Raw genomic sequence first — 22,575 nt, forward strand, 5'->3', positions numbered from 1 at the left:
AGGGAGGGGGTGCGTCACAATGTACCGACTGGTACATTGTGACGCCATGAGGACCTCCATCGCGACGGTGTGCATGAGCGGGACGCTCGTCGAGAAGCTGCACGCCGCGGCCGCAGCGGGCTTCGGCGGCGTCGAGATCTTCGAGCCCGACCTCATCTCGGCGCCGGAGAGCCCCGAGGAGGTCCGCGCTCTCGCGGAGCGCCTCGGGCTGACGCTGGACCTGTACCAGCCGATGCGCGACGTCGAAGGAGTCGACGAACCGGCGTTCCAGGACGTGCTGCGGCGCGCGCGGGCGAAGTTCTCCCTCATGCGGCGGATGGGGATCGAGGTGGTGCTGTGCTGCAGCAACGTGTCGACCGCGACGGTCGACGACGACGCTGTGTCGGCATCCCAGCTTCGCCGGCTCGGCGATCTCGCGCAGGAGTACGGCGTCCGCATCGCCTTCGAAGCGCTGGCCTGGGGCAGATACGTCGACGACTACCGCCGTGCGTGGCGGATCGTGCAGCTCGCGGACCACCCGGCGGTCGGCATCTGCCTGGACTCGTTCCACATCCTGTCGCGCGGCCACGACCCGCAGGCGATTGAAGACATCCCGGGCGAGCGCATCTTCTTCCTTCAGCTCGCCGATGCGCCCGCGCTCTCCATGGACGTCTTGTCGTGGAGCCGTCACCATCGCCTCTTCCCGGGCGAGGGGAGCTTCGATCTGACGCGCTTCCTCACCCACGTCCTGCGCGCCGGCTACGACGGCCCGGTGTCCCTCGAGGTCTTCAACGACACGTTCCGGCAGGTCGACGTGCGAGGGACCGCTGTGCACGCGCGCCGGTCGCTGCGCTGGCTCGAGGACGCCGTCGCGCGGGAGCTCGGGAGCGCCGCGCCCGCCGATTTCGCGACGCTCGCCGACGGCGGAACGCCCGTGGGCTTCGATTTCGTCGAGATCAAGGCCGAGGACACCTCGAGCATCGAGGAGCTGCTGGAAACGGTCGGGTTCACCCCGCGCGGCAAGCACCGGACGAAGCCCGTCACGCTGTGGACGTCAGGCGACGCGCGCGTCGTCCTCAACGAGCAGCATGCCCGCGACCTCGACCCGCACATCGCGGCAGTCGGGTTCGACGTCCCGGATGCCGCCGCTCTCACCGCGCGGGCCGCCGAACTGGGCACGCCGTTCGCCTACCGGCGCACGTATGCGGGGGAGCAGCTGCTCGACGGCGGCACGGCGCCGGACGGCACCGAGATCTTCTGGTCGTCGCGCGGCACCGAGAGCGAACCGACGTGGGCCGCAGAGTTCGAACACGGCGAACCCCTGCGCGACAGCCCCATCATCGCCGTCGACCACGTGAGCCTCGGTCAGCCCTGGCAGGTCGTCGACGAGGCGATCCTGTTCTTCTCCTCGGTGCTCGAACTCCCCACGGCGAGCTCGACGGAGGTGGCGAGCCCGCAGGGCCTCGTGCAGAGCCGCGTCATCCAGTCCCCGGACGGCTCCATCCGCATCCCGCTCAACGTGTCGCCGCCGATCCTGTCGGGCCGCCCGGCCGCCATGCCGCAGCACGTCGCCTTCGCCTGCGACGACATCGTGGCGCTCGCGCGCGCGGCGAGGGCCAGGGGGCTGCGGCCGCTGCCGATCCCACGCAACTACTACGAGGATCTCGCGGCGCGGTTCGACCTCGACGACGGCTTCCTCGCGATGCTCCGCGAGCTCGACCTCGTCTTCGATCGCGACGCGCAGGGCGAGTACCTGCACTTCTACACTGCGACGGTCGGCGACCTGTTCTGCGAGTTCGTCGAGCGCCGCGGCCGCTACGACGGATACGGCGCCGGCAACGCGCCCGTCCGGCTCTCCGCACAGGGGGCCGGCTCCGCGCGCGCTGATATCGTGCGAGCATGACCGCCCCTCGTCGCCTCCTGCTCGTCAACGGCCCCAACCTGAACCTGCTGGGCACCAGGGAGCCCCAGATCTACGGCACCGAGACGCTGGCCGACGTCGTGCGTCTGGCGACGGATGCCGCGGCCCGGCGCGGCTTCGAGGTGCGGGCGGTGCAGAGCAACCACGAGGGGGTTCTCCTCGACGCGATCCACGACGCGCGACAGGACTGCGCCGGCATCGTCATCAACCCGGGCGGCCTGACCCATACCTCCGTCGTGCTGCGCGACGCCCTCTCGGGCGTCGCCCTGCCGGTGGCCGAGGTGCACATCTCGGACGTGATGGCGCGCGAGGAGTTCCGCCACCACTCGTACGTCGCCGACGTCGCCGTGGTCCACGTGATCGGAGAGGGCGTGCCCGGCTACGCGACGGCGGTCGCACGCCTCATCGACATCGTCACCGGGCAGGCCGAGGGCTGACGAATCGGCCGAGGACCAGGCATCCCGTAGAATCGAACGTCGGCATTTCCGACCCCTGAGCACGTTCACGGGGCAGCGATCGCCTCCACGCACTTCAACGAAACGGATTCGTACCCTCATGGCTTCCACCGCAGACATCAAGAACGGCGTCGTCCTCTCGATCGACGGACAGCTCTGGAACGTCATCGAGTTCCAGCACGTCAAGCCGGGCAAGGGCGGTGCCTTCGTCCGGACGAAGCTCAAGAACGTCGTCTCGGGCAAGGTCGTCGACCGCACCTACAACGCGGGCGCGAAGATCGACATCGAGAACGTCGACCGCCGCGACTTCACCTACCTCTACAACGACGGCGACAACTTCGTGTTCATGGACGTGGAGGACTACGACCAGATCAACGTCGGCGCGGCGACGGTCGGCGACGCGGCCCACTTCCTGCTCGAGAACCAGCAGGTGCAGATCGCCCTCAACAACGGCAACCCGCTGTACGTCGAGCTCCCGGCATCCGTCGTCCTGGAGATCACGTATACCGAGCCTGGTCTGCAGGGCGACCGCTCGTCGGCCGGCACCAAGGCCGCCACCGTCGAGACCGGCTACGAGATCCAGGTTCCGCTGTTCGTCGAGACCGGCACCAAGGTCAAGGTCGACACCCGCACGGGCGACTACCTCGGCCGCGTCAACTGACGTCGGCGGTCGCTGACAGATGAGTGCCCGTACGAAGGCGCGCAAGCGCGCGCTCGACATCCTGTTCCAGGCGGACGTGCGCGGCGACGAGCCCGCGACGGTGCTCGCAGCCGAGGCGAAGCGTGCGGCGGGCGAGCCGGCCCGTCAGGCTTCGTGGCTCTACGCGCGCGAGATCGTCGACGGCGTGATCGACAACCAGGACGCCATCGACGAGCAGATCACGACGTTCGCGAAGGACTGGACGCTCGCCCGCATGCCCGCGGTCGACCGTGCCGTGCTGCGCATCGGCGCCTGGGAGATCCTCTACAACGACGAGGTTCCCACCGCCGTCGCGATCGACGAGGCGGTCGAGCTGGTGAAGGAGTTCTCCTCCGACGAGTCGGGCCCCTTCGTGCACGGCGTCCTCGCCCGCATCGCACGCGCGAGCTGACGACGAGCGCACACCCGTCCGGGTGTCGGCGGGAGCGGGCAGGATGGATGCCGTGACCCCGCCGCCTGTCGGCCCCCCTCCGTTCGTCGATCCCGGACACGTCCGCCGGTTCGTCGACAGCGGCACGTACGAGCGCGGCGTCGGCTACTTCGCCGACGGCGCCGTCGAGCGCGTCGAGTGGGATCCGCTCACGTCGGTCATCGAAGCGGTGGTGGCCGGCAGCGGCGGCCGGACGTACCGCTGCCGGGTGCGGCTCGACCCGCACCGGGTCGACCACCCCATCGCGGCGACGTCCTGCACGTGCCCGGTGCAGTTCGACTGCAAGCACACCGTCGCTGCGCTTCTCGCGAGCAACCGGCTCGCGGCCGCCGCGCCCGCGGCCGCGGCCGCCGGAGGCGGGTCGTGGCGCGACGTCCTCACACCCGCCGCACCGGCGGAGCGCGCCCGCACCGCGCTCGCCCTGGGGGTCGAGCTCCGGCAGCGCATCCGGCGCGGAGCGTCCACCTGGGCGCCGGCACGTGTCGAGTCGGCGACGCCGAGGAGCCTGCACCAGCATGGCGCCGACGTGCTGGTGGGCCTGCGCCCGCTCGAGCGCTCGGCCCGTTCCGACTCGTGGATCAAGGGCGGCGTCTCGTGGGACGCTCTGCGCCGGCCCACCACCGCCTACGACCCCGCGCAGGCGCGCTGGTTCGCGGAGCTGCACAGCATCGGCCGCGACGTCCGCTCGTTCGGAGCGTTCTCCGACGTCTCGGAGTGGCTCACCCTCGACGACATCGAGTCGAGCCTGCTCTGGCCGCACCTGTCTGCCGCGGCGGATCGCGGCATCCCGCTCGTTCCCACCAAGCGGACCGCGGCGGTCGCCCTCGCCACGGCGGCGACGGTGGCCGTGCAGGCCCAGCGCACCGGCCGGGGGCTCGAGATCGTGCCCTCGGTGACGATCGACGGCGAGCGCACGGATGCCTCCGCCCTGCGCCCGGTCGGGCGTACCGGGGTGTACCGGTTCGCTGTCGAGCGCGAGCGCATCGCCCTCGTCCTCGCCGCCGTGGAGCTGCCCGACCCGGTACCCGCGCTCCTCACGGCGCGCCAGGCCGTCGTCGTACCGGGGCCGGAGGCCGAGGAGTTCGTCCGCGACCATCTGCCGCGGATCGCGCGCCGCGTCGATATCGAGGCACCCGGCCTCGACATCGCGCCGCCGCCGCGGCCGCAGCTCGCCGCGCGCGTGCATTTCGAGCCGAACCACCGGCTCGTCTACACGCTCTCGTGGCGCTACGGCGACGGCGACCTCCTCGGACTCGACTCGACGGGAGAGGATCGTGACGCCGCTGCCGAGACGGCGATCCGCAGCCGCATCGAGTCGCTGTGGGAGAGCCACCCGCCCGTCGACTTCGCCTCGGCCGACACCCTGACGGGCCTCGACGCGGCGGAGTTCGCGTCGCGCCTGTTGCCGCTGCTCGAAGCCGACCCCGACGTCACCGTCGAGATCTCGGGGGAGCGGCCGCAGTACCGGGAGCTCGCCGGCGATCCACGGATCGACATCACGACCGTGGAGACGAACGATCCGGACTGGTTCGACCTCGGTGTCGTGGTGACGATCGACGGCCGCCGCATCCCGTTCGGCACGCTGTTCACGGCGCTGTCGCGCGGGCGCAAGAAGATCCTGCTCAGCGACGGCGCGTACTTCTCCCTGTCGCATCCGTCGCTGCAGCGCCTGCGCGACCTGATCGACGAAGCCGGAGAGCTCGAGGAGTGGGAGACGGGGCCTCGCATCAGCCGCTACCAGACCGCTCTCTGGGCGGACTTCGAAGACCTCGCCGACGAGGCGCAGCCTGCGGTGTCGTGGCGGGAGACCGTCGAAGCACTGCGCGACGCCGACGGCGTGCCCGCAAGCCCTCTGCCGTCGGCGCTCCACGCCGAGCTGCGACCCTACCAGCGCGTGGGGTACGACTGGCTCGCCTTCCTCTGGGAGCACCGCCTCGGCGGCATCCTCGCCGACGACATGGGCCTCGGCAAGACGCTCCAGCTGCTCGCGCTCATCTCCCGCGCCCGGGAGGATGGCGAGACGCGGCCGTTCCTCGTCGTGGCGCCGACGTCGGTGCTCTCGACGTGGCAGAGCGAAGCGGCCCGCTTCACGCCCGATCTGCGGGTCGCCGTCGTCGACGCGACGCGCGCGAAGCGCGGAACGACGGTGATGGATGCCGCGACCTCGGCCGACATCATCATCACCTCGTATACCCTGCTCCGGCTCGACGAGCGCGAGTTCGCCGCGGTTCCATGGGCGGGCCTCATCCTCGACGAGGCGCAGTTCGTGAAGAACAGCCGGACCAAGGCCTATCGCGCCGCGCGAGATCTGTCGGCCGACGTCGTCTTCGCCGTCACGGGCACACCCCTCGAGAACAGCCTCACCGAGCTCTGGGCGCTGCTCTCGCTGACGGCACCGGGGCTGTTCGCCTCGAGCCGGCGGTTCCGCGAGGAGTACGTCGGGCCCATCGAGAAGGGCACGGTTCCCGAGAATCAGGAGGGCGGAGCGTATCGCGCCGGCCGCCTCGCGCGGCTGCGGCGCCGCATCCGTCCGCTCGTGCTGCGCCGGACCAAGGATCTCGTCGCCGCGGACCTCCCCGCCAAGCAGGAGCAGGAGGTGCGCATCGAACTGGGCGCCGCCCATCGCGCCCTGTACGACACGGTGCTGCAGCGCGAGCGTCAGAAGGTGCTCGGACTCCTCGACGATCTCGACCGCAACCGGTTCATCGTCTTCCGGTCCCTCACGCTCCTGCGCATGCTGAGCCTGGCTCCCGAGCTCGTCGACCCCGCGCACGCGGGCATCGCGCCGAGCAAGCTCGCCGCGCTCTTCGAACAGCTCGACGAGGCCCTCGCCGAGGGGCACCGGGCACTCGTGTTCAGCCAGTTCACGTCGTTCCTCGGGCTGGTGGCGAAGGAGCTCGAGGCACGCGGCATCCCGTACGCGTATCTCGACGGATCGACGCGCGACCGCGATGCCGCCGTCGCCGCCTTCCGTGGGGGAGAGGCGCCCGTGTTCCTCATCAGCCTCAAGGCCGGCGGGTTCGGCCTGACGCTCACCGAGGCGGACTACGTGTTCCTGCTCGACCCGTGGTGGAACCCCGCCGCCGAGGCGCAGGCCGTCGACCGAGCGCACCGCATCGGCCAGCACCGCAGCGTGATGGTCTACCGGCTGATCGCGAACGGCACGATCGAGGAGAAGGTGATGGCGCTGCAGCGGCGCAAGGCGCGGCTGTTCCGGTCGGTGATGGACGACGACGCGCTGTTCGGGCAGGCGCTCACCGCCGATGACATCCGCGGTCTCTTCGAAGACTGATCCCCAGCATCCTCGACGGCCGGATCCGGTTTTGCACGGCGGGCGATCCGGTGCGCCCCGCGAGCCTCACCTAGAATCGTCTGGTTCGACAGGAGGGCAACCCCATGCGCATCACGGGCCTCGGCCACGCCGGAATGTTCATCGAGACGGCGGGAGGAAGCATCCTCTGCGACCCGGTGATCGGGCCGACCTTCTTCGGGTCGTGGTTCCCGTTCCCCGACAACCGGGCACTCGACTGGGAGACATACGGCAAGGCCGATTTCCTGTACATCTCGCACCGCCACCGCGACCACTTCGACCCGGCGCTGATGCACAAGCACGTGCCGAAGAGCATCAAGGTCCTCCTGCCGGACTATCCGACGGACGACCTCGAGCAGGATCTTCGCCGGCTCGGGTACGACAACATCGTTTACACGCAGGCGGGCGTTCCCCTCGAGTTCGGCGACCTCAAGGTCATGGTGACGCCGCTGCGGGCACCCAGCGACGGCCCGATCGGCGACTCGTCGCTATCGGTCGACGACGGCACCGCCAGTATCCTGAACCAGAACGACTCGCACCCGCTCGACCTCGAGAAGCTGATGTCGTTCTCGAAGCCGGAGGCCTACTTCACGCAGGTGTCGGGCGCGATCTGGTGGCCGATGGTCTACGACCTCCCTCAGGACGCCAAGCAGAACTTCGCCAAACTCAAGCGCGACGCCCAGAACAAGCGCGCGATGTACTACATCGAGAAGGTCGACGCCGAGCATGTCTTCCCGATGGCGGGGCCGCCGATGTTCCTCCGCGAGGAGCTGTTCAAATACAACGGCTACGGCATCGAGGACGACTCGATCTTCACCGACCAGCGCCAGTTCCTCGCGCACATGGCGCAGCTGCGTCCCGAGCAGAAGGGCTACGAGTTCGTGCCCGGCACGGTCGTGGAGCTGAACGACGGCGAGATCTCGGTCACGCAGACGCTCTACACGCAGGCCGAGATCGACCGCATCTTCGATGACAAGTGGGCATACCTCGCCGAGCAGCGCGACGCGCGCCAGGACGAGGTTCGCGCGGAGGAGGCGACCCGCGCCGCCGTGCTCCCGCCGGACGAGATGCTCGCCGCGATCAAGGAGTGGTGGGAGCCGCTGCTGCGCCGCGCCCGCACGATCCGCAACGGCGTGGGCGGTGTGGTGCGCTTCCGCATCGGGGAGCTCGACATGGTGGTGGACTTCCCGAAGGCCAAGGTGCGCGAGTACGCCGACGGCGACGAGTGCATCTACTGGTACACGATCCCCGCAGACCTGGTCTCGACCAACATCGCCGACCACGAGATCGACTGGTCCAACTCGATCTTCCTGTCGATGCAGTTCTCCGTGGGCCGCAGCGGCAAGTTCAACGAGTTCCTCACCACCTTCCTCAAATGCCTCTCGCGTGACCGCATCGAGTACGTCGAGAACTGGTACGCGGAGCAGACGGACCAGACCGAGGACGCCCAGCTCGGCGACTGGATCGTGCAGCGCCGCTGCCCGCACCTGCGCGCCGACCTCACGAAGACGGGGAAGATCGAAGACGGCGTGCTCACGTGCTCACTGCACGACTGGAAGTGGGACCTCACCAGCGGGAAGTGCCTGACGAGCCAGGGGCACCCGATCCGGGCGTCCCAGGTCGAGGACGACCTGTATCGCGCGGCCACGACCCCCGCGGCCTGACGAATCCGCAACGCCGGTTCGTTGTGGATCCTCCACAACGAACCGGCGTTCTGCTGACGGGTCTTGTGTGGGGTCGGCGCTGATCTGCGCCGGCGAGTATCACCCGGTGGCTCCAGCGGGTCCTGATCACCGTGCCCGCGATCGCGGGCGATCAGAACCCGAAGGAATCACGCCATGACCACCGTTCCCATCCACGGCGCCGGCGGCGTCGTCCCCGCATCCACCGCCCGCCCGAACCCGCTCAGCGCCCTCCTCGCGTGGGAGGCCCGCGCCGAAGCCGCAGTGAAGGCCTCGCTGCAGCGCTGGAGCATCCCGGCCCTGCGCGTCGCCCTCGGCGCGGTGTTCCTGGTCTTCGGGGCCCTGAAGTTCTTCCCCGGAGTGAGCCCGGTAGAGGCCCTCGTCAGCCGCACGTGGGAGAAGCTCACGTTCGGCCTGGTGAGCGGGCAGGCCGCTCTCGTCGCCACGGCGGTCATCGAGGTCGCCGCGGGTGCGCTCCTCATCGCCGGCGGCGTCTTCGCCCGCGTCGGCCTCGTGGTGCTCGCGCTCGCGTTCGTGGGCATCCTGTCGCCGATCGTGCTGCTGCCCGCGGAGGTCTTCGGTCCGGTCGGCCCGACCCTCACCGGCCAGTACATCTTCAAGAACGTCGTGCTGATCGCTGCCGCGCTCGTCGTGGCCTCCCGCGTGCTGCGCGGACCCGCGCCCCGCTGACCCGGGCGCGCGACTCGGCGAAGGCCGGCCCCGGTTCGGGTCCGGCCTTCGCTGTGTCGTAGACTGGACGGCGATCACAGCAACCTTTAACACCGTCCCGTGAGGCGGAGAAGGGAGCGGCGGATGAGCACGCGCACCGTGCTGCACGAGGCCGACATCGCCCGGGCCCTGACTCGGATCTCGCACGAGATCCTCGAGTCCAACAAAGGCCCCGAGGGACTGGTGCTCCTCGGCATCCCCACTCGGGGCGTCACCCTCGCCCACCGCGTCGGCGCGCTCGTCGCCGAGTTCGGCGGCGCCCCTGTCCCGGTCGGATCGCTCGACGTCACGATGTACCGCGACGACCTGCACCGCAATCCGACCCGCGCGCCGCAGCCGACGCAGATCCCTGCCGGCGGCATCGACGGCAAGGTCGTCGTCCTCGTGGACGACGTGCTCTTCTCGGGTCGCAGCATCCGTGCCGCTCTCGACGCCCTGCAGGACATCGGCCGCCCCGCCGCCGTGCGGCTGGCGACGCTGGTCGACCGCGGGCACCGCGAGCTGCCCATCCGGCCGGACTTCGTCGGCAAGAACCTGCCGAGCTCGCGCGACGAGCGCGTGAACGTGCGCCTCGCCGAGACGGACGGCGTCGAGGAGGTGACGATCGAGTCATGAGGCACCTGCTCGACACCCAGACCCTCTCCCGACAGGACGCACTGCGCATCCTCGACGTCGCCGAAGACATGGCCGACACGCAGCAGCGCGAGGTCAAGAAGCTCCCGACGCTGCGCGGCAAGACCGTGGTCAACCTGTTCTTCGAGGACTCCACGCGTACGCGCATCTCGTTCGAGGCGGCCGCGAAGCGGCTGTCGGCCGACGTCATCAACTTCTCCGCGAAGGGCTCGAGCGTCTCGAAGGGCGAGTCCCTCCAGGACACCGCGCAGACGCTGCAGGCGATGGGCGCGGATGCCGTCGTCATCCGCCACGGCGCGTCCGGGGCGCCGCGCACCCTCGCCACCAGCGGCTGGATCAGCGCGGGGGTCGTCAACGCCGGTGACGGGACGCACGAGCACCCGACGCAGGCCCTGCTCGACGCTTTCACCATCCGCAAGCGCCGCTTCGGCGACGACAGCCGCGGGCGAGACCTCGCCGGTGTCAAGGTCACGATCGTCGGCGACGTGCTGCACTCGCGGGTCGCGCGCTCGAACGTCTGGCTGCTGGACACGCTCGGCGCGAGCGTCACCCTGGTGTCGCCGCCGACGCTCGTGCCCCAGGACATGTCGAACTGGCCGGTTCAGGTGCTGTACGACCTCGACGAGGCGATCGCGGCCGGCCCCGACGCGCTCATGATGCTGCGCATCCAGCTGGAGCGCATGAACGCTGCGTATTTCCCCACTGAACGGGAGTATTCACGCCGCTGGGGCCTCGACGCGCGCCGACTGCAGGAACTGGGAGCGGATAGCATTGTCATGCACCCCGGACCCATGAACCGGGGCCTGGAGATCTCCGCAGAAGCCGCTGACTCGCCGCGCTCGACCGTGCTCGAGCAGGTCGCCAACGGCGTCTCGGTGCGCATGGCCGCGCTGTACCTGCTGCTGGCGGGCGCGGAGCGCACCCCGGCCGAGACCACGTCCACGGCGGATGCCGCAGCCCCGGACGGCACAGAGAAGGAGACCACCCGATGAGCGAGACCCTTCTCTTCCGCGGAGCGCTGGTCGAAGGATCGACCGCGGCCGACGTCCTCGTCGAGGACGGCGTCATCACCGCCATCGGCAGCGCGGTCGGCCACGCCGGCGCCACCGAGATCGACGTCGACGGCCTGGTCCTGCTGCCCGGCCTGGTCGACCTCCACACGCACCTGCGCGAACCCGGCTACGAGGCATCCGAGACCATCCTCACCGGTTCGCGCGCCGCCGCGGCCGGCGGGTACACGGCAGTGTTCGCCATGCCCAACACCTCCCCGGTGGCCGACACGGCGGGCGTCGTCGAGCAGGAGCTCGCCCTGGGCGAGGCCGCCGGGTTCGTCACCGTGCAGCCGATCGGCGCGGTCACCGTGGGCCAGAAGGGCGAGCGGCTCGCCGAGCTCGGCGCCATGGCCGACTCGCGCGCCCGCGTCCGCGTCTTCAGCGACGACGGCTTCTGCGTGTGGGACCCGCTGATCATGCGGCGAGCGCTGGAGTACGTGAAGGCGTTCGACGGCGTCATCGCGCAGCACGCCCAGGACCCCCGCCTCACCGAGGGCGCGCAGATGAACGAGGGCGCCGTGTCGGCCGAACTCGGCCTCGCCGGCTGGCCGGCGGTCGCCGAGGAGTCGATCATCGCGCGCGACGTGCTCCTCGCCGAGCACGTCGGCTCACGCCTGCACGTGTGCCACCTCTCCACCGCGGGCTCCGTCGAGATCATCCGGTGGGCGAAGCGCCGCGGCGTGAACGTCACGGCCGAGGTCACCCCCCACCACCTGCTCCTCACCGACGAGCTGGTGCGCGACTACGACGCCCGTTTCAAGGTCAACCCGCCGCTGCGCCGCGAGGAGGACGTGCTCGCCGTGCGCGAGGGCCTCGCCGACGGCACGATCGACATCGTGGCGACCGACCACGCGCCTCATCCCACCGAGGCCAAGGCATGCGAGTGGCACGCGGCGGCGAACGGCATGGTCGGCCTCGAGAGCGCGCTGCGCGTCGTGCAGCAGTCGATGGTCGACACCGGCCTCATCACGTGGGGAGACGTCGCGCGCGTCATGTCGCGCGAGCCCGCCCGCATCGGTCGGCTCACCGGCCACGGCACCCCGCTCACCGAGGGCCAGCCCGCCTCACTGGCGTTCTACGACCCGTCGCCGCGGCGCACCTTCACGACCGAAGACCTGCGCGGCCGGAGTGTGAACTCGCCGTACCTCGGCCGTGAGCTCCCGGGTGACGTCCGCTGGACCGTGCACCAGGGCACCGTCACGGTCGCCGACGGCGTTCTCCTCGACACGCCGGGGGTCCGCGCATGACCCGCGAGGCCGCTCTCGGCGTCATGGTCGCGGTCACCATCGCGCTGCTCGGCGTGCTGGTGTGGGCCTGGTGCCGACGAACGCGGCGCGACGCCGCGCTGGTCGCGCCCGTGGGCGAGATCCCCGCGGGGGCCGCGACGCTCTCGGCGTTCCCCACCCTCTACGTCGCGACGACGCGTCACGACGAGCCGCTCGAGCGCCTCGCCATCGGAGGCCTCGCCTTCCGGTCCCGCTCCGACGTGACGGTCACCGATGCCGGCGTCGCCCTCGATCTCACCGGCAAGCCCCGCGTGTTCGTCGCGGCCGACCGCATCGAGCTCGTCGCGCAGGCGACGGTCGCGATCGACCGCGTGGTCGAGCCCGAAGGCCTCGTGCGCCTCGCGTGGCGCCTCGACGACGGCACCGTCGTCGACTCCTATCTCCGACCCCAGGATGCCTCGGCCCGCGCCCTCGCGGACGCGGTGGCCGGCATCCTTCCCACGACCCAGACGGGAACCGACGCATGACCTCCCTGTTCCAGACCGATCCGGCCGTCCTCGTGCTCGAGGACGGGACCCGCCACGTCGGACGCGCCTACGGCGCCCTCGGCACGACCATCGGCGAAGTGGTCTTCGCCACCGGCATGACCGGCTACCAGGAGACCCTCACCGATCCCTCGTACGCGGGCCAGATCGTGCTCCAGACCGCACCCCACATCGGCAACACCGGCATGAACGACGAGGACCCCGAGTCGCGCCGCATCTGGGTATCGGGCTACATCGTCCGCGACCCCTCCCGCGTCGTGTCGAACTGGCGTGCCGACGAGTCCCTCGACGACGCGCTCGTGAACGACGGCGTGATCGGCATCAGCGGCATCGACACGCGCGCGATCACGCGTCACATCCGCTCTGCCGGCAGCATGCGCGGCGCGATCTTCTCGGGGGAGGCCTCGACGATCGACCCTGACGAGCAACTGCGCCTGGTGCGCGAGGCCCCCGAGATGGCCGGCCGGAACCTCTCGGCGCAGGTCTCGGTGGCCGCGGCCGAGATCACGCCGGCGAAGGGCGAGCGCATCGGCAACCTCGCCGTGCTCGACCTGGGCGTGAAGCAGGCGACGATCGACAACCTCGCCGCCCGCGGCTTCGAGGTGCACGTGCTCCCGCAGGACGTCACGATCGACGGCATCCGCGCGATAGACCCGGTCGCGGTGTTCTACTCGAACGGCCCCGGCGACCCTGCGGCATCGGGCGACCATGTCGACCTGCTGCGCGGCGTGCTCGACGACGGCCTGCCGTTCTTCGGCATCTGCTTCGGCAACCAGCTGCTCGGTCGCGCGCTGGGCCTCGGCACGTACAAGCTGCCCTTCGGCCACCGCGGCATCAACCAGCCTGTGCTCGACAAGGCCACGGGCCGCGTCGAGATCACGGCGCACAACCACGGCTTCGCGGTCGACGCGCCCATCGAAGGATCTTTCGACAGCCCGAACGGCTACGGGAAGGTCGAGGTCAGCCACGTCGGCCTCAACGACCGGGTGGTCGAGGGCCTGCGGGCGCTCGACATCCCGGCCTTCTCGGTGCAGTACCACCCCGAGGCGGCCGCCGGCCCGCACGACGCCAACTACCTGTTCGACCGCTTCCGCGACCTCGTCGTCGCGAACCTCGAGAAGAAGGCCGCGAAGTAATGCCCAAGCGCGACGACATCAACTCCGTCCTCGTCATCGGCTCCGGCCCGATCGTCATCGGTCAGGCGTGCGAGTTCGACTACTCCGGCACGCAGGCCTGCCGCGTGCTGCGCGACGAAGGCGTCCGCGTCATCCTCGTGAACTCCAACCCGGCGACGATCATGACCGACCCGGACTTCGCCGACGCGACCTACATCGAGCCGATCAACTGGCGTGTGATCGAGACGATCATCGCGAAGGAGAAGCCTGACGCGATCCTGCCGACCCTCGGCGGTCAGACGGCGCTCAACGCCGCGATCGACCTGCACAAGCACGGCATCCTCGACAAGTACGACGTCGAGCTCATCGGGGCCGACTTCGAGGCGATCAACAAGGGCGAGGACCGCCAGATCTTCAAGCAGCTGGTGCTCGACGCCGGCGCCGACGTCGCAGACTCGGTGATCTGCCACACGATGGACGAGCTGCTCGCCGGCGCCGAGAAGCTCGGCTACCCGCTCGTCGTGCGCCCGTCCTTCACGATGGGCGGCCTCGGCTCGGGCTTCGCGTACGACGAGGAGGATCTCCGCCGCATCGGCGGTGCGGGCCTGCACGACTCGCCGACGAACGAGGTGCTGCTCGAGGAGTCGATCCTCGGGTGGAAGGAGTACGAGCTCGAGCTGATGCGCGACACCGCGGACAACACGGTGGTCGTCTGCTCGATCGAGAACGTCGACCCTGTCGGCGTGCACACCGGCGACTCGATCACGGTCGCCCCGGCGCTGACGCTCACCGACCGCGAGTACCAGAAGCTCCGCGACATCGGCATCGACATCATCCGCGCGGTGGGCGTCGACACCGGCGGCTGCAACATCCAGTTCGCGGTCGACCCGAAGTCGGGCCGCATCATCGTCATCGAGATGAACCCGCGCGTGTCGCGCTCGTCCGCGCTGGCGTCCAAGGCCACCGGCTTCCCCATCGCGAAGATCGCCGCGAAGCTCGCCATCGGCTACCGCCTCGACGAGATCCCGAACGACATCACGAAGGTGACGCCGGCGAGCTTCGAGCCGACGCTCGACTACATCGTCGTGAAGGTGCCGCGCTTCAACTTCGAGAAGTTCCCGGCCGCCGACACGACCCTCACCACGACCATGAAGTCGGTGGGCGAGGCGATGGCGATCGGCCGCAACTACGCGACCGCGCTGCAGAAGGCGCTGCGCTCGCTCGAGAAGCGCGGCTCCAGCTTCCACTGGGGCGACGAGCCGCGCTCGGCGGACGAGCTGCTCGAGATCGCGAAGACCCCCACCGACGGCCGCATCGTCGTCCTTCAGCAGGCCCTCCGCAAGGGAGCCACGGTCGAGCAGGCGTTCGAGGCCACCAAGATCGACCCGTGGTTCCTCGACCAGATCGTCCTCATCAACGAGGTCGCCGAGTTCGTGGCGAAGGCGGGGGAACTGGATGCCGCCACCCTGCGGGTCGCGAAGGAGCACGGCTTCAGCGACGCCCAGGTCGCACAGCTCCGCGGCGACAGCGAGACCCAGGTGCGCGGCATCCGTCACGGCCTCGGCATCCGTCCCGTGTACAAGACCGTCGACACGTGCGCGGGGGAGTTCCCGGCGCTGACGCCCTACCACTACTCGAGCTACGACTTCGAGACCGAGGTCACCCCGTCCGAGCGGACCAAGGTCGTCATCATCGGCTCGGGCCCGAACCGCATCGGCCAGGGCGTCGAATTCGACTACTCGTGCGTGCACGCATCGTTCGCCCTGTCGGACGCGGGCTACGAGACGGTCATGGTCAACTGCAACCCCGAGACCGTGTCGACGGACTACGACACCTCCGACCGCCTGTACTTCGAGCCGCTCACGCTCGAGGACGTCCTCGAGGTGCTGCACGCCGAGGCGCAGTCGGGGAAGATCCTCGGCGTCATCTGCCAGCTCGGCGGCCAGACTCCGCTCGGACTCGCCAAGGGCATCGAGGAGGCCGGCTACACGATCCTCGGCACCAAGCCCGCTGCGATCGACCTCGCCGAGGAGCGCGAGCTCTTCTCGCGCCTGCTCGATGACGCCGGACTCGTCGCACCGCGCAACGGCACGGCGATCGACGTCGACGCCGCCGTCGCGGTGGCCGAGGAGATCGGCTACCCGGTGCTGGTGCGCCCGAGCTTCGTGCTCGGCGGCCGCGGCATGGAGATCGTGTACTCGACCGAGGCGCTGCGCGACTACTTCGTCCGCGTCGCAGGCGAGGCGATCATCGGCCCCGGTCTGCCGCTGCTGGTGGACCGCTTCCTCGACGACGCGATCGAGCTCGACGTGGACGCGCTGTACGACGGCGACGAGCTGTACATCGGCGGCGTCATGGAGCACCTCGAGGAGGCCGGCATCCACTCCGGCGACTCGTCGTGCACGCTGCCGCCGGTGAGCCTCGGTCGCACCGACATCGACCGCGTCCGCATCGCCACGCACGCGATCGCCGAGGGCGTCGGGGTGCGCGGACTCCTGAACGTGCAGTTCGCGATCTCGGCCGGAGTCCTGTACGTGATCGAGGCCAACCCCCGCGCGAGCCGCACGGTGCCCTTCGTCTCCAAGGCCCTCGGCATCCCGCTCGCGAAGGCGGCGTCTCGCATCATGGCCGGCGCCACCATCGCCGAGCTGAAGGCAGAGGGGCTGCTTCCCGAGCAGGACGGCTCGCGGGTGCCGCTGGACGCCCCCGTCGCGGTCAAGGAGGCCGTGCTGCCCTTCAAGCGGTTCCGCACGCGCGACGGCCAGACCGTCGACTCGGTGCTCGGCCCCGAGATGCGCTCGACGGGTGAGGTCATGGGCATCGACCGCGACTTCCCGACGGCGTTCGCGAAGTCGCAGGAGGCCGCGTACGGCGGCATGCCGCAGTCGGGCACCGTGTTCATCTCGGTCGCCGATGCCGACAAGCGCGCCGTGATCCTTCCCGCCCATCGCCTGCAGGAGCTCGGCTTCGATCTCGTCGCGACCGAGGGCACGGCCGAGATCCTCTCGCGCAACGGCATCGACGTGCGCGTGGTGGGCAAGTACTCCGAGACGCAGGACTCGGGCGAGACCAACATCGTCGACCTGATCAACGCCGGCGAGATCGACATCGTCGTGAACACCCCGTCCGGCGGCGCCGCCCGCGCCGACGGCTACGAGATCCGCGCGGCCGCCGTCGCGGGCGACAAGGCGCTGTTCACCACGATGGCCGTGCTCGGCGCCGCCGTCAGCGCGCTGCCGGTGCTGCGCGAGGGCTTCAAGGTCAAGAGCCTGCAGGAGTACGCGGCCGATCGGGCGGGCGCATGACCTCATTCGGTGAGCGCATCCGCGCGGGGATGGCGACGCAGGGGCAGCTGTGCGTCGGCATCGATCCGCACGCCCACCTCCTCGCGGAGTGGGGATTGGATGCCTCCGCCGCCGGTGTGCGCGAGTTCGGCCTGCGGGTGGTCGAGGCCGCTGCGGGCCGGGTCGCGGTCGTCAAGCCGCAGGTCTCGTTCTTCGAGGTCCACGGCTCGGCGGGCTTCGCTGCGCTCGAGGACGTGCTCGCGGCGGCTCGTGACGCCGGACTTCTCGTGATCGCGGACGCCAAGCGCGGCGACATCGGCACCACGATGGACGCGTACGCCCAGGCATGGCTCACGCCCGGCTCGCCGCTCGAGGCCGACGCGCTCACCGTGAGCCCGTTCCTCGGCGTGGGCGCACTGGACGGCACGTTCGACCTCGCCCTGCACCACGGCAAGGGCGTGTTCGTGCTCGCCGCGACGAGCAACCCCGAGGCGCTCGGACTGCAGCGCGCGCGTCATGAGGACGGCGACACGGTCTCGGCCGGCATCGTCCGCGAGGTCTCCGAACGCAACGCCCGCACCGCGCCCGACGGCGAGTGGGGGAGTCTGGGATTCGTCATCGGCGGCACCGTGGACTGGACGGATGCCGGCCTCCGGCCGTTCGCGCCGGTCGCGCCGATCCTCGGCCCGGGCTTCGGTCATCAGGGCGCCGAACCACGTCATCTCGGTGAGCGCTTCGGCTTCCTGCAGGAAGCGGTGGTAGCGTCTGAGAGCCGCAGCATCCTGGCTGCCGGACCCGACCGGCTCGCCGCGCGCATATCCGAGCGCGCCCTTCTCTACCGTGGTGATTGATATGTCCGATTCCCGCATCCTTTATCAGGAAACCCCTGATGAGGCCCCGCCCCGCATCCCTGGCGCGCAGGGGCGGCCTCCCGAGGTCGACCGCGTCGCCGCGTCGCGCCGTGCCGTCGCCGCCCGCCGCGAACGCGCCGCCCTCAAGAAGGACGTCGCGATGCGGGTGATCACGCCGCAGGAGCTCCTGCGGCGAGCCCTCGCCGAGCCCACGTCTCCCGCCGGCGCGATGCGCGTGCCCGAGTTCCTGACCGCGATCCCGGCGATCGGCGAAGGCAAGCGCGACCGTATCCTTCAGGACCTGGAGATCTCGCCGGTCAAGCGTCTGGGCGGCCTCGGCTCGCGCCAGCGCGAGGACCTGCGCCACTTCCTCGACAGCCGGTGGCCCGAGGCCGAGCCCCGCGCCGGCCGCAGCCGCCTCGTCGTGCTCGCCGGTCCCACTGCCGTGGGAAAGGGCACCGTGGCTGCGCACATCAAGGACCACCACCCCGAGATCCTGCTGTCGGTGTCGGCGACGACGCGGGCACCGCGCCCGGGCGAGGTCGACGGCGAGCACTACTTCTTCGTCGATGACGCGGAGTTCGACCGCATGATCGCCGACGGCGAGCTGCTCGAGCACGCCACCGTGCACAACGCCTACCGCTACGGCACGCCGCGCGCCCCCATCGAGAAAGCCCTCGCCGAGGGACGCACCGTGCTCCTCGAGATCGACCTGCAGGGGGCCCGCCAGGTGCGCGAGGCCGATCCGTCGGCCACACTCGTGTTCCTGCTGCCGCCGAGCTGGGACGAGCTCGTACAGCGCCTCGTCGGCCGCGGCACCGAGGACGCCGCCGAACGCGCCCGGCGCCTGCGCACTGCCAAGACCGAACTGGCCTCTCAGGGCGAGTTCGACTACCGCGTCGTGAACGACGACGTCGCCCATGCAGCCGACGAGGTCGCCCGCCTCGCGCGCTGAGAGCATCCCGTCACGTAGAATGGTGGGATGCCTCGGCACCCCGAGGCTCCATCGACTCCCATTCCGACATCCGATCCAGGAGGTTTCGCCATGGCCGGAACGAACCAGGGCATCATCGAGCCCCCCATCGACAGCCTGCTCGAGAAGGTGGACTCGAAGTACCAGCTCGTGATCTTCGCGTCCAAGCGCGCGCGCCAGATCAACGACTACTACTCCGACCTCCACGAGGGCAACCTGTTCGACAACGTGGGCCCGCTCGTCGACTCGACCGTCGAGGACAAGCCGCTCACCATCGCGATGCACGAGATCCACGAGGACAAGCTGCGCCTGCGCCGCGCGGAGTAATCCGTCATATCCTCGATGCCCCCGACGACGGCCCCTGTCCGTCGCCGGGGGCATACTGGTGTCCGCCCCCTCGCGCCCGGACGCCACGACGACCGGAGCCACGACAACTGGAGTACCGATGACCGACCTGCGTCTGTTCACGTCCGAATCCGTCACCGAGGGCCACCCCGACAAGATCTGCGACCAGATCTCGGACTCCATCCTCGACGCGATCCTGGACGCCGACCCGAACGGGCGTGTCGCCGTCGAGACCCTCGTCACCACCGGACTCGTCCACGTCGCCGGTGAGGTGTCGACCTCCGCATACGTCGAGATCCCGGCCATCGTGCGCGGCGTCGTCAACCGCATCGGCTACACCTCGAGCGACACCGGCTTCGACGGCGACTCGTGCGGCGTGAGCGTCTCGATCGGGGCGCAGTCCTCCGACATCGCCGCCGGCGTCGACAAGGCGTTCGAGCGCCGCGAGGACGGCTCGCAAGACCCCCATGACCTGCAGGGCGCGGGCGACCAGGGCATCATGTTCGGCTACGCGACGACCGAGACGCCGCAGCTCATGCCGATGGCCGCATGGACGGCGCACCGCATGGCCGAGCGCCTCGCCGAGGTGCGCCGGTCGGGCGAGCTGCCGTTCCTGCGCCCCGACGGCAAGACCCAGGTCACTCTCGGCTACGACGGCCACACGCCGAAGACGGTCGAGTCCGTCGTGCTGTCGACGCAGCACCACCCCGACATCTCGCAGAAGGCGCTGCGCGCCGCCGTCCGGGCCGAGGTCATCGACCCGGTGCTCGAGGCGACCGGGCTCGAGCTGCCCGACGTGAAGTACTACATCAACCCGGCGGGGCCGTTCGTCATCGGCGGTCCGAAGGGCGACGCCGGCCTCACCGGCCGCAAGATCATCATCGACACGTACGGCGGGGCGTCCCGCCACGGCGGTGGCGCGTTCAGCGGCAAGGACCCGTCGAAGGTCGACCGCTCAGCCGCCTACGCGATGCGCTGGGTCGCGAAGAACGCCGTCGCCGCCGGACTCGCAGACCGCCTCGAGGTGCAGGTCGCGTACGCCATCGGCAAGGCGAAGCCCGTCGGGCTCTATGTCGAGACGTTCGGCACCGGGCGGGTGGCGGACGACGTGATCACCCAGGCCATCCTCGACGTGTTCGATCTGCGCCCGAAGGCGATCATCGACCAGCTCGATCTGCTGCGGCCGATCTACGCGCAGACCGCGGCGTACGGCCACTTCGGCCGCGAGCTGCCCGACTTCACGTGGGAGCGCACCGACCGCGCGGACGCGCTGCGCGCCGCAGCCGGGCTCTGACGCCGGCCGCGTGACCGCGGTGCACGACGACGAGCCCGACTCCGCCGATCGGCCGCGGCGCCCGCGCCGCGTCGCGCGTGTGCTGATCGACTCGCCGCTGCCGCAGCTCGACCGCCTCTTCGACTACGAGATCCCCGCCGAGCTCGTCGCGGACGCCGTGCCTGGCGTCCGGGTGCGCGTGCCCTTGCGCAGCGCCGGGCGAGTGGTCGACGCGCTCCTCGTCGAGGTGGGGGAGCCGGACGCCTCGGACCGCCCCCTGTCGCAGCTCGAGGCCGTCGTGTCGCCGGTGCCGGTGCTGACGCCGGCGCTCTACGCGCTCGCCCGACGCGCCGCCGACAGGGCGGCAGGATCAGCCGGCGACATCCTCCGCCTCGCGATCCCCAAGCGCATGGTGCGCGCCGAGAAGGCATGGCTCGCCGCCGACCCGCCGTCGCGACCGGTGATCGACGAGGCGGATCGCGCGTGGGCCGACGGGGTGCTGGGCGCGTACCCGGGGCTCGCCGAAGCGCTCGACGACGACGAGCGCCTCGCGGTGGATGCGCCGCCCGTGCCGTCGACGCTCGGCGACGGCACGGTCGTCGGATCCTGGGCGATCCTGCTCGCCGCGGCAGCGACGCACACCCTCGCCTCCGGGCGCAGCACCGTGATCGCCGTGCCGGATCACCGTGACCGCGCCCAGCTCGAAGCCGCGCTGGCGGCCCGCATCCCCGCCGACGCCCTGGTCCGCGACGATGCGAAGCAGAGCGGTCCCACCCGGTACGCCGCGTTCCTGCGGACCCTCGCCGACGCGCCGTGCGTCGTGATCGGCAACCGCTCCACCGTGTACGCGCCGGTGTCCGCGCTCGGGCTGGTCGCGCTCTGGGACGACGGGGACCCGCTGCTGGGGGAGCCGCTCAGCCCCGGCGTCCACGCCCGCGACGCGGCGCTGCTGCGTCAGGAGCTGCACGGCGGAGCTCTCGTCTTCGCGGGCCACACCCGCACCACCGACGTCGAGCGCCTGGTCGCCGTCGGCTGGGTGCGCGACCTCCCCGCGGCACGGCGGGTGAGCCCTCGTGTCGTGCTGAGCGCGAACCGCGAGGGGGAGTCCCGCGCGGCGCGCGTGCCGTCGTCGGCGTTCGCCGCCGCGCGTGAAGCGCTCACCGAGGGCCCGGTGCTCGTTCAAGTGGCGCGTCCGGGCTATGCACCCGTTCTCGTGTGCGCGAAATGCCGCCATCCTGCGCGCTGCGCGCACTGCGGCGGTCCGCTCCACGCCGCGCGGCAGGGCGCCGTCCCGACATGCACGTGGTGCGGACGCGCCGCCCACGCGTGGGCCTGCCCCGAGTGCCGGTCGACGCTCCTTCGCATGGCCTCGTCCGGCAGCGAGCGCACCGCCGACGAACTCGGTCGCGCCTTTCCGGGCACGCGTGTGATCGTCGCCGACGGCGACCACCCCGTGACCGAGGTCGACGCCCGTCCCGCTCTGGTGGTGGCGACCCGCGGCGCCGAGCCGCGCGCGGCCGGCGGGTATCGTGCCGTGATCCTGCTGGATGGGGATCGGATGCTGATGGCCGACGATCTGCGCATCGGCGAGTCGTGTCTGCGGTGGTGGTCGAACGCGGCGGCCCTGGCCGCCCCCGGGTCGCCGGTTCATCTGGTCGGCGTGGGCGGCGAGGTCGCTCGCGCGCTGGCGACCTGGACGCAGGCCGCGTACGCCCGCTCCGAGCTCGCCGACCGTGCCCCGCTGCGAATGCCCCCGACCGTCCGGGTGGCCTCCGTCGACGGACCGCATCGCGCGGTGGACACCGCCATCGCCGCGTTGCGCGCCGCCGTCCCGGAGCTCGACGGAGAGGCCGTGCTCGGTCCGATCGCGCACGATGAGTCGGTGCGCGCTCTGGTGCGGTTCGACTACGGCCTCGGCGCCCGCGTGACCGAGAGTCTGCGCGCGTCCGTGGTGAGCCACGCGATGAAGGGGCGCCGCGCCGCGAAGGGTCGCACGCCCGGGGCCGCCCATACACTGAAGGTTCGGGTCGACGTACCCGATCTCGATCTCTGACCCTCGACTTCCAGGAACG

18 protein-coding genes are annotated in these 22,575 nt (G+C 70.6%); all 18 read left to right on the plus strand.

The features are described 5' to 3' along the window. Nucleotides 1-46 precede the first annotated feature (46 nt). The 18 genes from J2Y46_RS14175 to J2Y46_RS14260 all read left to right on the plus strand — a co-directional run bounded on the left by J2Y46_RS14175 (nucleotide 47) and on the right by J2Y46_RS14260 (nucleotide 22,556). Nucleotides 47-1,882, plus strand: coding sequence for a sugar phosphate isomerase/epimerase and 4-hydroxyphenylpyruvate domain-containing protein (locus tag J2Y46_RS14175; protein WP_045302507.1), 1,836 nt, complete (start codon nucleotides 47-49; stop codon nucleotides 1,880-1,882). After that, complete coding sequence (gene aroQ / locus J2Y46_RS14180) at nucleotides 1,879-2,337, plus strand: type II 3-dehydroquinate dehydratase (RefSeq protein WP_045302505.1); 459 nt, start codon at nucleotides 1,879-1,881, stop codon at nucleotides 2,335-2,337. Before J2Y46_RS14175 ends, aroQ begins: the two co-directional genes overlap by 4 nt. 118 nt (nucleotides 2,338-2,455) lie before the next feature. Then, complete coding sequence (efp, locus tag J2Y46_RS14185) at nucleotides 2,456-3,016, plus strand: elongation factor P (RefSeq protein WP_045302503.1); 561 nt, start codon at nucleotides 2,456-2,458, stop codon at nucleotides 3,014-3,016. Nucleotides 3,017-3,035: 19 nt separating this feature from the next. Then, on the plus strand, nucleotides 3,036-3,446 hold the full coding sequence (gene nusB, locus J2Y46_RS14190) for a transcription antitermination factor NusB (protein ID WP_045302501.1): 411 nt from the start codon (nucleotides 3,036-3,038) through the stop codon (nucleotides 3,444-3,446). 52 nt (nucleotides 3,447-3,498) lie between these two features. Then, complete coding sequence (locus tag J2Y46_RS14195; RefSeq protein ID WP_310243199.1) at nucleotides 3,499-6,777, plus strand: SNF2-related protein; 3,279 nt, start codon at nucleotides 3,499-3,501, stop codon at nucleotides 6,775-6,777. Between the two features lie 104 nt (nucleotides 6,778-6,881). Then, the gene (locus J2Y46_RS14200; protein WP_045302497.1) at nucleotides 6,882-8,459 is read left to right on the plus strand and encodes a Rieske 2Fe-2S domain-containing protein; all 1,578 of its coding nucleotides are present in this window, start codon (nucleotides 6,882-6,884) and stop codon (nucleotides 8,457-8,459) included. A 174-nt stretch (nucleotides 8,460-8,633) separates the two neighbouring features. Continuing rightward, nucleotides 8,634-9,167: a DoxX family protein gene (locus J2Y46_RS14205; protein ID WP_084695778.1), complete on the plus strand. Its 534-nt coding sequence runs from the start codon at nucleotides 8,634-8,636 to the stop codon at nucleotides 9,165-9,167. A gap of 123 nt (nucleotides 9,168-9,290) precedes the next feature. Then, entirely contained in the window at nucleotides 9,291-9,821 is a 531-nt protein-coding gene (gene pyrR / locus J2Y46_RS14210; protein WP_045302495.1) for a bifunctional pyr operon transcriptional regulator/uracil phosphoribosyltransferase PyrR, read from the plus strand. Next, nucleotides 9,818-10,831: an aspartate carbamoyltransferase catalytic subunit gene (locus J2Y46_RS14215; RefSeq protein WP_310243205.1), complete on the plus strand. Its 1,014-nt coding sequence runs from the start codon at nucleotides 9,818-9,820 to the stop codon at nucleotides 10,829-10,831. The genes pyrR and J2Y46_RS14215 overlap by 4 nt, the downstream gene beginning before the upstream one ends. After that, complete coding sequence (locus tag J2Y46_RS14220) at nucleotides 10,828-12,138, plus strand: dihydroorotase (RefSeq protein ID WP_045302492.1); 1,311 nt, start codon at nucleotides 10,828-10,830, stop codon at nucleotides 12,136-12,138. Before J2Y46_RS14215 ends, J2Y46_RS14220 begins: the two co-directional genes overlap by 4 nt. Further along, the gene (locus J2Y46_RS14225; protein ID WP_310243207.1) at nucleotides 12,135-12,644 is read left to right on the plus strand and encodes a hypothetical protein; all 510 of its coding nucleotides are present in this window, start codon (nucleotides 12,135-12,137) and stop codon (nucleotides 12,642-12,644) included. The genes J2Y46_RS14220 and J2Y46_RS14225 overlap by 4 nt, the downstream gene beginning before the upstream one ends. Further along, complete coding sequence (gene carA, locus J2Y46_RS14230; protein WP_045302487.1) at nucleotides 12,641-13,798, plus strand: glutamine-hydrolyzing carbamoyl-phosphate synthase small subunit; 1,158 nt, start codon at nucleotides 12,641-12,643, stop codon at nucleotides 13,796-13,798. The genes J2Y46_RS14225 and carA overlap by 4 nt, the downstream gene beginning before the upstream one ends. Next, nucleotides 13,798-17,082 carry a carbamoyl-phosphate synthase large subunit gene (gene carB / locus J2Y46_RS14235; RefSeq protein ID WP_310243209.1) on the plus strand — a complete coding sequence of 1,095 codons (3,285 nt, stop codon included), beginning with the start codon at nucleotides 13,798-13,800 and terminating at the stop codon, nucleotides 17,080-17,082. Before carA ends, carB begins: the two co-directional genes overlap by 1 nt. Beyond that, nucleotides 17,079-17,912 (plus strand): orotidine-5'-phosphate decarboxylase, encoded by an 834-nt coding sequence (pyrF, locus tag J2Y46_RS14240; protein ID WP_310243211.1) that lies wholly within the window; start codon nucleotides 17,079-17,081, stop codon nucleotides 17,910-17,912. Before carB ends, pyrF begins: the two co-directional genes overlap by 4 nt. Before the next feature lies 1 nt (nucleotide 17,913). Next, entirely contained in the window at nucleotides 17,914-18,867 is a 954-nt protein-coding gene (gene gmk / locus J2Y46_RS14245; RefSeq protein ID WP_245619662.1) for a guanylate kinase, read from the plus strand. A gap of 90 nt (nucleotides 18,868-18,957) precedes the next feature. Then, nucleotides 18,958-19,212: a DNA-directed RNA polymerase subunit omega gene (gene rpoZ / locus J2Y46_RS14250; RefSeq protein WP_018170775.1), complete on the plus strand. Its 255-nt coding sequence runs from the start codon at nucleotides 18,958-18,960 to the stop codon at nucleotides 19,210-19,212. A 118-nt stretch (nucleotides 19,213-19,330) separates the two neighbouring features. Then, nucleotides 19,331-20,524: a methionine adenosyltransferase gene (gene metK, locus J2Y46_RS14255; protein WP_310243216.1), complete on the plus strand. Its 1,194-nt coding sequence runs from the start codon at nucleotides 19,331-19,333 to the stop codon at nucleotides 20,522-20,524. Nucleotides 20,525-20,534: 10 nt separating this feature from the next. Next, complete coding sequence (locus J2Y46_RS14260; RefSeq protein ID WP_310243218.1) at nucleotides 20,535-22,556, plus strand: primosomal protein N'; 2,022 nt, start codon at nucleotides 20,535-20,537, stop codon at nucleotides 22,554-22,556. The last annotated feature ends 19 nt before the right edge of the window (nucleotides 22,557-22,575 follow it).

Origin of the sequence: Microbacterium sp. BE35 (assembly GCF_031457705.1) — a bacterium.
Taxonomy (GTDB): Bacteria; Actinomycetota; Actinomycetes; order Actinomycetales; family Microbacteriaceae; genus Microbacterium; species Microbacterium trichothecenolyticum.